Annotated in this window: 15 protein-coding genes; 14 read left to right on the top strand and 1 reads right to left on the bottom strand. The window is 47.0% G+C overall.

Annotation, left to right across the window (positions count from 1 at the left end):
* Window positions 1-193: 193 nt before the first annotated feature.
* From LKE53_04905 to plsY, 9 genes are all read left to right on the top strand, one after another.
* Window positions 194-1,384: an O-antigen ligase family protein gene (locus LKE53_04905; protein ID MCH3972096.1), complete on the top strand. Its 1,191-nt coding sequence runs from the start codon at window positions 194-196 to the stop codon at window positions 1,382-1,384.
* Between the two features lie 191 nt (window positions 1,385-1,575).
* Complete coding sequence (gene eno, locus LKE53_04900) at window positions 1,576-2,874, top strand: phosphopyruvate hydratase (GenBank protein MCH3972095.1); 1,299 nt, start codon at window positions 1,576-1,578, stop codon at window positions 2,872-2,874.
* Between the two features lie 348 nt (window positions 2,875-3,222).
* Window positions 3,223-4,371, top strand: a complete 1,149-nt coding sequence (locus LKE53_04895) for a D-alanyl-D-alanine carboxypeptidase (protein MCH3972094.1) — start codon at window positions 3,223-3,225, stop codon at window positions 4,369-4,371.
* Window positions 4,372-4,535: 164 nt separating this feature from the next.
* Window positions 4,536-5,876 (top strand): glucose-6-phosphate isomerase, encoded by a 1,341-nt coding sequence (locus tag LKE53_04890; GenBank protein ID MCH3972093.1) that lies wholly within the window; start codon window positions 4,536-4,538, stop codon window positions 5,874-5,876.
* A gap of 38 nt (window positions 5,877-5,914) precedes the next feature.
* Window positions 5,915-6,331: a hypothetical protein gene (locus LKE53_04885; GenBank protein ID MCH3972092.1), complete on the top strand. Its 417-nt coding sequence runs from the start codon at window positions 5,915-5,917 to the stop codon at window positions 6,329-6,331.
* Window positions 6,332-6,485: 154 nt separating this feature from the next.
* Window positions 6,486-6,992, top strand: coding sequence for a DUF177 domain-containing protein (locus LKE53_04880; protein ID MCH3972091.1), 507 nt, complete (start codon window positions 6,486-6,488; stop codon window positions 6,990-6,992).
* Window positions 6,993-7,018: 26 nt separating this feature from the next.
* Window positions 7,019-7,201, top strand: a complete 183-nt coding sequence (rpmF, locus tag LKE53_04875; GenBank protein ID MCH3972090.1) for a 50S ribosomal protein L32 — start codon at window positions 7,019-7,021, stop codon at window positions 7,199-7,201.
* Between the two features lie 463 nt (window positions 7,202-7,664).
* Window positions 7,665-8,987: a ribosome biogenesis GTPase Der gene (gene der, locus LKE53_04870; protein MCH3972089.1), complete on the top strand. Its 1,323-nt coding sequence runs from the start codon at window positions 7,665-7,667 to the stop codon at window positions 8,985-8,987.
* Between the two features lie 105 nt (window positions 8,988-9,092).
* Window positions 9,093-9,788 (top strand): glycerol-3-phosphate 1-O-acyltransferase PlsY, encoded by a 696-nt coding sequence (gene plsY, locus LKE53_04865; GenBank protein MCH3972088.1) that lies wholly within the window; start codon window positions 9,093-9,095, stop codon window positions 9,786-9,788.
* 113 nt (window positions 9,789-9,901) lie between these two features.
* On the opposite strand, the gene rpmB is transcribed toward plsY, so the two are convergent.
* Window positions 9,902-10,090, bottom strand: coding sequence for a 50S ribosomal protein L28 (gene rpmB / locus LKE53_04860; protein MCH3972087.1), 189 nt, complete (start codon window positions 10,088-10,090; stop codon window positions 9,902-9,904).
* Between the two features lie 194 nt (window positions 10,091-10,284).
* Between rpmB and LKE53_04855 the strand changes: the two genes are divergently transcribed.
* The 5 genes from LKE53_04855 to ytfJ are packed head-to-tail and all read left to right on the top strand — an operon-like array spanning window position 10,285 to window position 13,369.
* Window positions 10,285-11,004, top strand: a complete 720-nt coding sequence (locus LKE53_04855; protein MCH3972086.1) for a site-2 protease family protein — start codon at window positions 10,285-10,287, stop codon at window positions 11,002-11,004.
* Window positions 11,005-11,018: 14 nt separating this feature from the next.
* Entirely contained in the window at window positions 11,019-11,729 is a 711-nt protein-coding gene (locus LKE53_04850; protein ID MCH3972085.1) for a segregation/condensation protein A, read from the top strand.
* Window positions 11,726-12,283: an SMC-Scp complex subunit ScpB gene (gene scpB / locus LKE53_04845; GenBank protein ID MCH3972084.1), complete on the top strand. Its 558-nt coding sequence runs from the start codon at window positions 11,726-11,728 to the stop codon at window positions 12,281-12,283. The genes LKE53_04850 and scpB overlap by 4 nt, the downstream gene beginning before the upstream one ends.
* Entirely contained in the window at window positions 12,280-12,948 is a 669-nt protein-coding gene (locus LKE53_04840; protein MCH3972083.1) for a DUF2953 domain-containing protein, read from the top strand. Before scpB ends, LKE53_04840 begins: the two co-directional genes overlap by 4 nt.
* Window positions 12,926-13,369: a GerW family sporulation protein gene (ytfJ, locus tag LKE53_04835; GenBank protein MCH3972082.1), complete on the top strand. Its 444-nt coding sequence runs from the start codon at window positions 12,926-12,928 to the stop codon at window positions 13,367-13,369. Before LKE53_04840 ends, ytfJ begins: the two co-directional genes overlap by 23 nt.
* The last annotated feature ends 54 nt before the right edge of the window (window positions 13,370-13,423 follow it).

The following is a 13,423-nucleotide window of genomic DNA, read 5'->3' as shown; positions in this document are numbered from 1 at the left end:
ATTTTCCTAGTTGCCTTTCTGTAAAAGGATGATTATAATAAAGTTACAACTAAAAATGAGTTGATATGCCTGTACACTTGGCAAAAACAGACATTGCTTTTGATGAATTTTCCACGCTTACGCGGAAAAGAGAAGGGAGCTGGTCCAAATCACACAGATTAGGGCCTTGGCAGCGTCGGCAGAGAACTTTATTGTGCGCTTGCAAAAAGATACCGCTTTTGCAGATGGGTTTCTGGCACTGCTTGTAGTGGGTTCGCTTTATCTGCCCAGTTCAGTTTGCGGCATTATGATTATTGTAGCTGCTTTTTATGTAATGGCTGATTTTCAGAAAAGAGAGAAAGTCTTTAATTCTCCCTATTTTAAGCTGCTGTTTGGTTTTTTAACTCTTTCCTTTTTTGTGGCCGCTTGCTACAAAAATTATTCGGGCATGGTCATGACGCTGATGCTTATGGGTATGCTGGTTTACGGCATGTATCTGCGTACAGTTATGGTACGGCCGCTGTTTGACAAAATGCTGGATCTGGCGTGCCTGATGAGTGTGCCTGCGGTGCTGGTGGCTATTTTTCAAAAAGCGGCTACCTTTGCGTCAAATCCATCTTACCGTCCGGTTTCATTTTTTGAAAATGCCAATTATTTTGGCATGATGGTCGAGTTTACAGTTGCCATTATTCTTTACCGGGCACTGCGCAATCACCGCTTTCTGCCGCTTTATACGGTCATTTTGGGCATGAATTTTCTGGGACTCTATCTGTGCAGTTCCATGTCGGCCTTAGCGGCAATGACCTGTGGAGTCTTGGCATTTTTGCTGTATAAACGCCGCAATAAACTTGCCGGCCTTTATATTGGTGTTGTTGTGCTGTTCTTTGCAGCGAATCGTGTGCTGCCGCAGCTCTTTCCCCGCATTGAAGCCATTACCTACACGACAGACCAGCGCCTTTCCATTTGGCACGGCGCTCTGCAGGGCATTGCGCAGACACCGCTGCTTGGCCGTGGTATGCGCGCCTACAGCATGATCCATGAAGCTTTTGGAACCTATCCTACCTATCACTGCCACAATTTGTACTTGGACTGTCTGCTCAATTTCGGAATTATCGGCAGTGCTGTGCTGGTGATTTTTGGCGTCCATTATCTGCGTGAAATTGTTCATCGTATCCGCAGAAAACATGCCTGCAATGCGGATCTGCTTTTCCTCTCTGTCATGGTAATGACCTTGGTGCATGGCTGTACAGATGTCACCATTTCCTGGACGCAGACCGGTATGCTTTTCTTTATCCTGTTTTCCGCAACAGGTATCTGCATCAAAAAGAAGTCGGCAGTGCCTGCCACGTCTCGCAGTTATTACTATACAAGTACAAGCAGGGTAAGCCCAGGCTATATGGATTAAAAGATTTTTAAAAATTGCTAATTTAGTTCGGCAGTCTTTACGACTGCCGGACTTTTTTTATTTCCTTTACTGCATGGCAATCATTTTTTGCAGACCGTTTTTCTGAAGTTTTACAAGTGAAATAAAGAAAATGGGAAAGACTATCTTTCGCAGCATAAAAGACAATTTTTAGAAAACGAAAGGAAGTTGTTATGAAAGAGAAAATCGAAAGGGTGGCCGCGCGCGAAATATTAGATTCCCGCGGAAACCCTACAGTTGAGGCAGAGGTAACTCTTGCCGACGGCATTGCAGCCTGCGCGGCAGTGCCAAGTGGAGCTTCTACAGGCGCCTATGAGGCACTGGAACTGCGTGACAGGGACCAGCACCGCTACGGCGGGAAAGGCGTCCTGCAGGCTGTCAGAAACATCAATACGGTCATTTCCGAGCACCTTTGCGGCATGGATGTGTGTGACACAGAAGCGATTGACCGCGCAATGTTTGCCTTAGACGGCAGCGAGAGCAAATCCAGATTAGGGGCAAATGCACTGCTGGCAGTTTCCCTTTCCTGCGCAAAGGCAGCAGCAAAGCAGCAGGGCGTGCCCTTGTTTCGCTTTTTGGGTGGTCAAAATGCAGTGACTTTGCCGGTTCCCATGATGAATATTCTCAATGGCGGGGCCCATGCGGGCAACACCGTTGACATACAAGAATTTATGATTATGCCGGTTGGTGCAGAAAGCTTTCACGAGGGTTTGCGCATGTGTGCGGAAGTGTTTCACATACTTGCTTCTTTGCTGAAAGCAGAGCACCTTTCCACTGCAGTGGGGGATGAGGGTGGCTATGCACCAGACTTAAAAAGTGATGAAGAGGCACTGCAGTTTATCATTCGTGCTGTCGAAACAGCCGGTTACCAGATGCAGGATGATTTTGTGTTGGCGATTGATGCTGCGGCGAGCGAATGGTCCACAAAGGAGGGCACCTATCTATTGCCCAAAAGGCAGCGCTCTTTTACGGCAGATGAACTTATTGATTACTGGAAATACCTTGCCGAGCGCTATCCAATCTATTCGATTGAAGATCCTCTTGGCGAGGAAGACTGGCCTGCATGGCAAAAGCTGACCCACGAATTGGGCAGCAAAGTGCAACTTGTAGGGGACGACCTTTTTGTAACAAATGTTGAACGGCTGCAAAAAGGAATTCAAAATGCATGCGGTAATGCAATTCTCATTAAGCTCAACCAAATCGGCAGCCTTTCTGAAACAATGGAGGCGATGCGTTTGGCAGACCGTTCTGGTTATGCAGCGATTGTTTCACACCGTTCCGGTGAAACAGAGGATACAACCATTGCAGACCTTGCTGTTGCGCTGAATGCCGGGCAGATTAAGACCGGTGCGCCCAGTCGTACCGAGCGTGTCGCAAAATACAATCGTCTGCTGCGCATAGAAGAGACATTGGGGCAGGGCGCTGTCTATTTGGGACATGCGTGTTTTAGAAAAAACAGTCTTTCACAATAAATTAAAGTTGGGAAAATCTGCAGTGACTTCTTTGTACTGCAGGTTTCTTTCTGTAAAGTATATTACTTTACAGAAAGAAACGAACAAGGGAAAATACTTTTTTAGAAGTGTAATTTAGATTTACATCAATGCAATACAGGAAAAAACATTGAAATTTAGGGATTTTTATCTGTAAAGTAAAAAGATTGTCATATAAAAAGTGAAAAGGAAAATAGCCTCAGCTCCAAATACTCTGTATAGTAAAATGCTTGACAATAAGGAGTGAGAGGAGCACTCTTGACTATAAAACTGCGCTTAAATACTGCTGCTTCTGCATACAATCAAATGAAAAGTATGGAGGTGTCAGAAATGAAAGTCAAACAAATCACGGCGTCCGTTTTGTCTGCTGCGCTTATTTTTGCTTCGATGCCGGTGTGCGCAAATGCCCTGGATGAGAAAGCAGATGTTCGTGCACCCGCGGCGGTTTTGATGGAAGCTGCCACCGGAGAGGTCCTCTACCAAAAAGCACCGCATGAAAAACGCGCCTGCGCTTCTGTGACAAAAGTCATGACGCTTCTGCTGGTGATGGAAGCACTGGACAGCGGCAAGATTCATTTGACAGATATGTTGTCTGCAAGTGCACACGCTGCGTCTATGGGCGGGTCCGACATTTGGCTGAAAGAGGGAGAAACCATGTCGGTCAGCGATCTCATCAAGGCCACAGTGGTCGCGAGTGCCAATGATGCAGCGGTCGTCCTTGCAGAGCATGTAGCAGGTAGCGACGAAGCTTTTGTCGCCCGAATGAATGCACGTGCCAAAGAACTGAGCATGAAAGAAACCACTTTTAAAAACTGCAATGGCCTTGACGCTGCAGGTCACCTGACCAGTGCCTATGACGTTGCGCTGATGAGCCGAGAATTGATTAAGCATAAAAGAATTTATAATTATACTTCTATTTGGATGGACAGTCTGCGTGGAGGGAAGACACAGCTGGTCAATACCAATAAACTACTGAAATCCTATAAAGGCATTACTGGATTAAAAACAGGGACTACCAGCAGTGCGGGCAGCTGCATTTCCGCCACTGCGCAGCGAAATAACCTTTCGCTAATTGCCGTCGTGTTGGGCGCAGGAAACACAAAAGACCGTTTTTCTACAGCGGCTGCGCTGCTGAATTATGGATTTGCCGGCTGGTCGATGGTGCCGCTGAAAAAGCCTGAAGGGACACTGTCACCGGTGCCAGTTGAAAACGGTATGGCAGAGCACGTGAATGTGACAGCTGACCTTGACGGGAAACTGCTTGTCAAAAAGGGGCAGGAGGGCAGCCTCACCGGAAAAATCACTTTGGCCCCGTCGGTGCAGGCACCGGTCGCAAAAGGACAGAAATTGGGAGAAGTCACGTATTCGCTTGGCGGCAGGCCGGTCTGTACACGTCCGATTACAGCTGCTGAAACAGTTCGGCAGATTTCCTTTTCCCGGGTGCTGCGGCTGCTGCTAATGAATTTGTGGTATGTATAAAAACTTTACTTGAAAATGCTTTATCGCTTTATCTTTTACCGTCATTTTTAACAGGGATAAGAAACTAAATAGAAATTCTGGCGGTTTCACTTGCAAATTCTTATAGTATATTGTAAAATATGAACAAACAGAAGAACACTTAAAAGTTCAGGAGGGAATTCGATATGTCTATTCGGCTGGAAACTAAGTACCTAAGCGACTTTGTTGCGCCAGAGGAATTCGACGACCTTGCTCCGCAGGTGAAGCTTGCCCATCAGCTGCTGCACACAGGGACTGGTGCAGGCAATGATTTTATAGGGTGGGTGACCCTGCCTACAGACTATGATAAAGAAGAATTTGCCCGAATCAAAGCAGCTGCAAAGCGGGTTCAGAAAAACAGCAATATTTTTATCGTTATCGGTATTGGCGGCTCTTATCTTGGTGCCCGCGCTGCAATTGAGTTTTTGAAATCAAACAATTATAATACGCTGAAAAAAGATACCCCAGACATCTATTTCGTCGGCAACGGCATTAGCTCCACTGCTCTTGCCGAAGTGGTAGAGATGTGCGAGGGCAAAGATGTTTCTATCAACATGATCAGCAAATCCGGCACTACAACAGAGCCTTCAATTGCGTTCCGTGTTCTGCGGGAGCTGCTGATTAAAAAGTATGGCAAAGACGGTGCCCGCGAGCGCATTTTCTGCACAACTGATAAAGAAAAGGGCACTCTGAAGCATCTGGCAGATGAAGAGGGCTATGAAACCTTTGTCGTGCCGGATGATGTCGGCGGCCGCTACAGCGTTTTAACTGCTGTCGGTCTGCTACCGATTGCGGTTGCCGGGGCGAATATTGATGCCCTGATGGCCGGCGCTGCCAAAGCACAGAAACTTTATGACAACGATGACCTTGCCGCAAATCCGTGCTACCAGTATGCGGCAGCACGTAATATTCTGTACCGCAAGGGCAAGGCCATTGAAATTCTTGTCAGCTATGAGCCATGCTTTACCATGATGAATGAATGGTGGAAGCAGCTGTACGGCGAAAGCGAAGGCAAAAATAACAAGGGACTGTTCCCAGCGTCTGTTGTCTTTTCTACAGACCTGCACTCCATGGGGCAGTACATTCAGCAGGGCCGCCGCATCTTGTTTGAAACAACGGTTTTGTTTGATAAGCCGAAAAAAGAAATTACTATTGGCAAAGACCCGCAGAACATCGACGGACTCAATTTCCTGCAGGGAAAAACAATGGCTTATGTCAATGAAAAGGCTTTTGAGGGCACCGTGCTTGCCCATACCGATGGCGGCGTGCCCAATACAGTCATTCGTGTTCCTGATTTTTCAGAGGATTCCTTGGGCCAGCTGATTTATTTCTTTGAAAAAGCATGCGCCATTTCCGGTTATCTGCTGGGGGTCAATCCATTTAACCAGCCCGGCGTGGAAAGCTACAAGAAAAACATGTTTGCGTTGCTGGGCAAGCCCGGCTATGAAGAACAAAAAGGTGCACTTGAGGCGCGGCTCAACAAATAAGCCGCTCTATACAATAACACAGAATAGGGGATAGTTACATGATTACATTCATTACAGGCAAAAAGGGTTCTGGCAAGACAAAAAAGCTGATCGAAAGCGCGAACGCAGCCGTTGCTTCCTCCAAAGGCAATGTCGTTGTTATCGAAAAGGGCCTGAAGCTTACTTATGATGTAGACCATGCTGCCCGCTTGGTAGATATCGAGGCCTATGGCATTAAGGGTGCTGAGGCACTGTTTGGCTTTATCAGCGGCATCTGCGCCGGCAATTACGATGTAACCGACATCTTTGTCGATTCTACACTGAAGATTATGGGACCCGATCTGCAGAAGCTGGTTCCTTTTGCAGAAAAGATGAATGCCCTGGCTGCTATGGCAAACACAAACATCACATTCCTGATTTCTGCTGACAAAGCGGAGATTCCGGACGCTGCCCGCCAGTACATTACCGAAATCTAAGTTAAAAACGAAAAAGAAAGCGCCGTCGGGAGTGCCGCTCAGCATAGCCTTTCGGCGGCTTTTTCCTGCAATTTCCGCGTTTCTTTGTTTTTTTCTTGACATCGTTCGGTACAGAGTTTATAATACTAAATTGTAGCGCGTATTGAGGTGTACTATGCTTTTGAATTTGAAAAAGAAAATACAGGAAGATGGAACAACACTTCCCCTTCAGTATGCATTTGACCTTTCAAAACTTTCAGTAGATGCGGTCTATCCGTTTGTTTCCCCCGTTGTAGTAGAGGGAACAGTGGACATGCACGGCGGGTTTGCACAGATGAAAGTATCTGTGTCATTCGATTTTTCCGTTCCGTGTGACCGCTGTGCGGCCCAAATCAACAAGCGCTTGACATATCAGTTTTCTCACGTCCTCGTTCCGTCTCTTTCCAATGAGCAGGACGCAGATGATGACCGGTATGTCGTTCTGCAGGAAGATGGTTCGCTCGATTTAGACCAGCTTTTGCAGGAAGATATCCTCTTGGCCCTTCCCACTAAGTTTTTGTGCAGGGAAGACTGCAAAGGGCTTTGCCCTGTTTGCGGCAAGAACTTAAACGACGGCCCGTGCGGCTGCAGCCACAAGCAGATTGACCCCCGCCTAGAGGTACTGAAACAACTAATAAATTGACCAGAGTCATTTAAGGAGGTGCTGACATGGCGGTACCAAAAAGTAAAATTTCCAGCGCAAGACAGAACAAACGGCGTTCCAGTGTATGGAAGATTAGCGCTCCTGCTCTGATGAAATGCCCAAAATGTGGTGCATTTAAAGTTGCACACCAGGTGTGCGGCAACTGCGGTTATTACAACGGCAGACAGGTTATTAAAAAGGATATCTAAAATTGGGTATCCTGCTGGTTTTCCGGAAAATCCAGGGGTTGTCTCTTAGGGCGAAGCTTTGCGGCGCCGAGGCAGCTCCTGTTTTTCTTTGTGCATGTACATTGTCTGAGTGGGTATATTGTTAGTAAATCCAGTGTATGCACGTCATACCAGAAAGGCTGATTTCTGCTTCCAGTAGGGGATATAAAGCCTTTTCATCTGTACGAAAGTGAGTTCCGGCGGCGTTTTATGCAATTTGGATATCTTTTGTATACAGAAAAACGCCGAAATAGGGCCGAGACGCTGCTTTGCCGCAGCAAGCATAAAGAGCTTTTGCGGCAGACCGATGTTTTTGTATTCTTTGCTTGACGAACTGCGCAGAAAATGCCATAATCTTCTGTATAAGAGTTCTTTGATTTCCCGTTTGCTGCTGTGTCGTGTCGGCTGCAGACTGTTTTTAAGAGTACTGGTAGGAGTGAAAAAAATGTCTAAGCCCGTTGTCGCAGTTGTTGGCCGCCCAAATGTCGGTAAGTCAACGCTGTTTAATAAATTGATCGGCCGGCGGCTGTCTATCGTTGATGATACGCCCGGTGTTACGCGTGACCGTATTTACGGTGAGTGTGAATGGTGTAACCGCAAATTTACTTTAATTGATACTGGCGGTATTGAGCCGAACACCAGCGACATCCTTCTTTCGCAGATGCGTAACCAGGCTCAGCTTGCCATTGATTCTGCAGATGTTATTCTGATGATTACCGACTTACGCGCGGGTGTGACTGCTGCAGATGCAGAAGTGGCAGCGATGCTTCGCAAAAGCGGCCGTCCAGTCATTTTGTGTGTCAATAAATGTGATACACTGGGGGACCCGCCGGCGGAATTCTATGAATTCTATAACCTTGGCTTGGGTGATCCGGTTGCCATTTCTTCTGTGCATGGGCACGGTACCGGCGATTTGCTTGACCGTGTTTTGACGTATTTTCCCAAGGAAACCGAGGAAGGGGAGGACGATGAAGCCATTCATGTGGCGGTTATCGGCAAGCCGAATGTAGGCAAGTCTTCTCTGATCAATTATATTTCCGGGGAAAACCGCTGCATTGTTTCAGACATGGCCGGCACTACGCGGGATGCAATCGATACCGAAGTAGTCAATTCCTATGGGAAATTTATTTTTATTGATACAGCCGGTCTGCGCCGTAAAAGCAAAGTGACCGACCAAATCGAGCACTACAGTGTTCTGCGTGCACAAATGGCAGTGGAGCGTGCAGATGTCTGTGTCATTATGATTGATGCACTCACCGGCTTTACGGAGCAGGACTCAAAAGTAGCCGGCCTTGCCTACGAGGCGGGCAAGGGCTGTGTGGTCGCTGTCAATAAATGGGATGCTGTTCCGAAAGAAACGGGTACAATGGAGTCCATGCACACACAGATGCAGCAGGACTTTTCCTTTATGAGTTATGCGCCAATTTTGTTTCTGTCGGCAAAAACCGGCCAGCGCTTAGATAAATTATTTGAAGCAATCAAACAGGCAGCCGCTGCCAACCGGATGCGGATTCCGACCGGCGTGCTGAACGATGTTTTGGCACAGGCAACTGCACGTGTGCAGCCGCCAACCGACAAAGGACATCGGCTAAAGATCTATTATATGACACAGGCCAGTACGCAGCCGCCTACTTTTGTCTGTTTTGTCAACTCTGCTGATTTGTTTCATTTCTCTTATCAGCGCTATCTTGAAAACCGCATTCGTGATACATTCGGTCTGGTTGGTACACCGGTCCGCTTTATCGTTCGGGAACGCGGCAAAGACTAATTCCTTTTTGTTTGCAAATCATTAGGTCTTACAGGCACTCTGGCCCATTTCAGAATTGGAAATCCGGCCTGACAATAAAATCTGGTTTTCTGGGGAGGAACCGATATGCAGTATCCTGTAAACTTTATCGTCGCCGCCATTGCCACTGCTGTAATCAGCTATTTGCTTGGCAGTATTTCTTTTTCAATTATTTTTACAAAAATATTTGATAAGAAAGATATCCGTACCATGGGAAGTGGAAACGCCGGCATGACGAATGTTTTGCGCTCTGCTGGCATGAAGCCCGGTCTGTTGACGATTTTCTGCGACTTCGGCAAGGGCATTCTGGCCTGTTTTATCGGCATGCTCATTTTTGGCGCTGTGTTTGGCAGTGGCACTGAGCTTGCCCGCTATGGTGTTTATATTGCCGGCGTTGCCTGCGTACTGGGGCACATGTTTCCCGTTTACTTTGGTTTTCGCGGGGGCAAAGGCGTGCTTACTACAGCTGCAGTGCTTTTAATGATTTATCCGCCGCTTATCGCAGTCGATTTTTCGCTGTTTTTAATCATTGCCATTACCACAAAGTATGTGTCTCTTGGCTCTGTCATTGCGGCCAGTACATTTCCGCTGTGGGGCTGGATGTTCAATTATCTGATTTTTTACCGCAACGGTATGGTATCTATGACCTATATGGTTGTCACAACGCTGATGCTGTGTTTCTTGGCGGCATGTATTGATTTGCGCCACCATGCAAATATTGACCGCTTAGTCCACGGCAAAGAAAAGAAATTCACTCTGCACCATGATAGTAAGAAAGCTTAATCTCAACTTGAGCCTCTCAAAAAGATGCGCCCTGTACAAATTGTCCTTGTACAGGGCGCATCTTGTATTTCGTATGTACAAAGAAAAAAGAAGCCCGAGGGCTTCTTGCTTTCTTACACAGCACGCTTTACCTTACCGGAACGCAGGCACCGGGTGCAGGCGTAAATACGCTTTGGAGAACCGTTGACAATCGCTTTTACTCGGCGAATATTCGGTTTCCATGTACGATTGGAACGACGATGAGAATGGGATACCTGGATACCGAAAGCAAGGTCCTTCCCACAAATTTCACACTTTGCCATGAGACTGCACCTCCTTTTAAAAGGATTTTTGCATATTGCGATAACGGAATACATTATACAGGAACTTCCCCGAAAAAGCAAGCGTTTTTTCGAATTTGTGCGCGAAGGGCTGTATCTTGTTTTTTAATGGCAGGCGTATTATAATAATACAGACTTCATGTGCCGGCAAAATGGAACAAAGGGGAATATATTGAATGTTATTTAATATCATACAGTCACTGATAAATGGGCAGGGTTTTGATGCTGCCAGCGCCTTTGCCGATATTTTGGCTTCCGTTGCTGTCATCATTCTAATTCTGCCTTTTCATGAATATGCACATGGCTGGGCGGCAAAGAAACTGGGGGACTCCACTGCACAGTATGCCGGCAGGCTTACTTTTAATCCGCTTGCAAGTGTTGACCCCATCGGTGCGCTGTTCCTGATTCTGTTTGGCTTTGGTTGGGCAAAGCCCGTGCCGATTGACCCGCGCTATTTTAAGCATCCAAAGCGTGATATGGCCTTGACAGCCCTTGCAGGTCCGCTTGCTAATCTGTTGGCATCGCTGGTCTGCGGCATTCTGTATAACCTGGTTATACTGCTTGGCGGCGGCAGCGTGACGCTTGGCACATATCCTTCCAATATCGTCCTGCAGTTTCTGCTGCTGTTTTTCAGTGCAGCAACGACAATCAATATTTCTTTGGCCGCTTTTAATCTGCTGCCGATTCCTCCACTGGACGGCTCCCGCATTTTAGGCATGTTCTTAAGCAACCGCGCCATGCAGGCCTATTACCGCTATGAGAGATATATCATCTGGGGTATTTTTGCGCTGCTGCTGTTTGGATTTCTTGATGTCCCACTGCAATTTTTACAGCGCGTGTTTACTGTAGGCGTTATGACCCTTGCAGATTTACCGTTTCATCTGCTGGGCGTGTAATAGTTGGGCATTTTATGGAAAAGCTAACCTATAAACTGGATGCTTTCGAAGGGCCGCTGGATCTGCTTTTGTATCTTATCCGCAAAAACAAGCTGAATATCTGCGATATACCGATTACAGAAGTGCTGCAGCAGTACATGGACCATATTCATGCGGCCCAGGAAGAAAATATGGATGTTTCCAGTGCGTTTTTAGAGATGGCTGCCCGCTTGGTCTATATCAAGACGGTTTATCTGCTGCCAAAGCATGAAGAAGCCGATACCATGCGTGCAGAACTTTCTGGACAGCTGCTGGAATACGAAGAATGCAAGCGGGTCGCGGCATTGCTTGGCGGCGAAATTTCTACAGGAAGCACGTTTGCACGTGCACCTGCCCAGGTAGAACCGGACATGCTCTACCGCCGGCCGATTAACCCGGTGGCGCTGCAAAAAGCCTATTGTGATGCAGCTGGCAAGCGTACCCCACCGCCGACACAGCAGTCATTTTCAAAGCTGGTCACGCATCGCGTCGTGTCGGTCGCCTCTCAGATTATCAGTGTGCTGCGCCATTTATGGCATGAAAAAAGAGTGCCTTTTAAGCAGCTATTTGCAAAAAAACGCGACCGCTCTGAAATCGTCGCAACTTTTTTGGCAGTCTTGGAACTGGTCCGCGGTAAACGGGTGCGTGTTGAAGGCGATGGCGACAATCCAACGGTAAAACTTGTAAAGGCTGGTGAGCACAAATGAATGGTGAAAACAGGATTGGTGCTTTACAAGCAATGCTTTTTGCAAGCGGAGAGCCTCTGCAGCTGGAAAAAATTGCAGAAGTCCTTGAAATAGACCCAGCAGAGGCGCAGAAGCTTGCAGAGGAAACCAGAGTTTCTTTTAATGCTGCCAACCGCGGAGTGCAGATTGTAAGAATAGAGGACAGCTACCAAATGTGCAGTACGCCTGCCTATGCCCGCCAAGTGCGCGCTTTGCTGGAAATCCGCCACAACGCGCCGCTTTCTCAAGCAGCGCTGGAGGTGCTCGCTATTATTGCATACAATCAGCCAGTCACAAAAGCTTTTATTGAGCAGATCCGCGGTGTCGATTCCTCGAGCACGGTCGGCAGCCTCTGTCAAAAGGGGCTTGTCGAAGAGCGCGGCCGACTGGAACTTCCCGGGCGGCCTTTGCTTTACGGCACAACGCTGAATTTTCTGCGCTGTATGGGCATTCCTTCTATAGAAGAAATGCCGCCGCTTCGGCATGATGAGCCTGCAGAAAAGAAAGCGGGCGTTCCAGCGGAGGCAGAAGCATGACTTTTCTGAAAATTTTTCTGTCGCTCAATATTCTTTTCTTTTTTCTGTCTATGGCTTCGGTGCGTTTGCGCTTTTCGTATTATAACAAATTAGGCCTTAAAATTTCTTATCTTTGTTTTTCTTATACAGCCTTTCCGCGAAAAGAAAAGAAAAAAGCCAGAAAGAAGCCTCCTGAAAAGACTGCTGAAAAAAAGGAAAAAGAAAAAAAAGAAAATGTCTTTCAGCGTGTTTATCGGGAAGAGGGCCTATCAGGGCTGCTGCATCTGCTCAAAGCCCTTGCGGATATGGCCGGCGGTGCTCTCAAAAAATTATTTCAGCATATTCGCGCCAAAAGACTTTCCCTGCATGTGTCTGTCGCGGAGGGCGATGCTGCCACTACAGCAATTCATTACGGCTATGTTTGTTCGGCAGTTTATCCGGCATTTTCCGTGATTACACAGGCGATGAAGTGCTCTTCTTTTGAGGTGGCAGTTGTGCCGGATTTCCACGGAAAAGAAACAAAGATTCAGGGTGCAGCAGATGTAAAAATTCGGGTTCTATTTTTGTTGACGATAGCCCTTCAGGCGCTCATCCGATACATGAAACTTATAAAAACGGCCAAAATAGACAATGAAACCAATAATAAAAAAGGCGGTGCAGTAAATGAGCAGCAATCATCCGATTGAAGGCATGATGGATACGACCCTTCAAAATATTCGCCAAATGGTAGACATTAATACGATTGTAGGGGACCCGATCACTTCTCCCGATGGAACCATTATCATTCCAATATCAAAAATCAGCTACGGCTTTGCCTCTGGCGGGTCGGATTTTGCCTGCAAGGCAAATCCAGACAAAGATTTCTTTGGCGGCGGCGCCGGTGCCGGCGTTTCCATTAGTCCGGTAGCATTTCTAACAATTTCCAATGGAAACGTTAAAATGCTTCAAATTGATCCCTACAATTCCTCTGCAGACCGTATTGTGGGCATGGTTCCGGATATTGTCGACAAAGTGAATGAAATGATTAACAAAAAAGATAAAATAAAAAAAGACACGGAGCCCCCAAAACCTGCAGAGAAAAATACTTCTGCAGATCCGCAGAAATAATTATTTGACAGCCGCCTGCATACAAGTAATTTAAGGGCAGGTGGTTGTTTTGTA

It is taken from the genome of Oscillospiraceae bacterium, assembly GCA_022483045.1.
GTDB lineage: Bacteria > Bacillota > Clostridia > Oscillospirales > Acutalibacteraceae > Caproicibacterium.
The sequence above is the reverse complement of the archived record's forward strand: the minus strand, read 5'-3'. Positions and strand labels throughout refer to the sequence as shown.

Bases quoted from the DNA above. Each gene is read 5' to 3' on its own strand.
- LKE53_04885 (MCH3972092.1), top strand. From the start codon at position 5,915: ATGATTACATTCATTACAGGCAAAAAGGGTTCTGGCAAGACAAAAAAG.
- plsY (MCH3972088.1), top strand. From the start codon at position 9,093: ATGCAGTATCCTGTAAACTTTATCGTCGCCGCCATTGCCACTGCTGTA.
- scpB (MCH3972084.1), top strand. From the start codon at position 11,726: ATGAATGGTGAAAACAGGATTGGTGCTTTACAAGCAATGCTTTTTGCA.
- rpmF (MCH3972090.1), top strand. From the start codon at position 7,019: ATGGCGGTACCAAAAAGTAAAATTTCCAGCGCAAGACAGAACAAACGG.
- LKE53_04895 (MCH3972094.1), top strand. From the start codon at position 3,223: ATGAAAGTCAAACAAATCACGGCGTCCGTTTTGTCTGCTGCGCTTATT.
- LKE53_04855 (MCH3972086.1), top strand. From the start codon at position 10,285: ATGTTATTTAATATCATACAGTCACTGATAAATGGGCAGGGTTTTGAT.
- LKE53_04880 (MCH3972091.1), top strand. From the start codon at position 6,486: ATGCTTTTGAATTTGAAAAAGAAAATACAGGAAGATGGAACAACACTT.
- LKE53_04840 (MCH3972083.1), top strand. From the start codon at position 12,280: ATGACTTTTCTGAAAATTTTTCTGTCGCTCAATATTCTTTTCTTTTTT.
- rpmB (MCH3972087.1), bottom strand. From the start codon at position 10,090: ATGGCAAAGTGTGAAATTTGTGGGAAGGACCTTGCTTTCGGTATCCAG.
- eno (MCH3972095.1), top strand. From the start codon at position 1,576: ATGAAAGAGAAAATCGAAAGGGTGGCCGCGCGCGAAATATTAGATTCC.
- ytfJ (MCH3972082.1), top strand. From the start codon at position 12,926: ATGAGCAGCAATCATCCGATTGAAGGCATGATGGATACGACCCTTCAA.
- LKE53_04850 (MCH3972085.1), top strand. From the start codon at position 11,019: ATGGAAAAGCTAACCTATAAACTGGATGCTTTCGAAGGGCCGCTGGAT.
- LKE53_04890 (MCH3972093.1), top strand. From the start codon at position 4,536: ATGTCTATTCGGCTGGAAACTAAGTACCTAAGCGACTTTGTTGCGCCA.
- der (MCH3972089.1), top strand. From the start codon at position 7,665: ATGTCTAAGCCCGTTGTCGCAGTTGTTGGCCGCCCAAATGTCGGTAAG.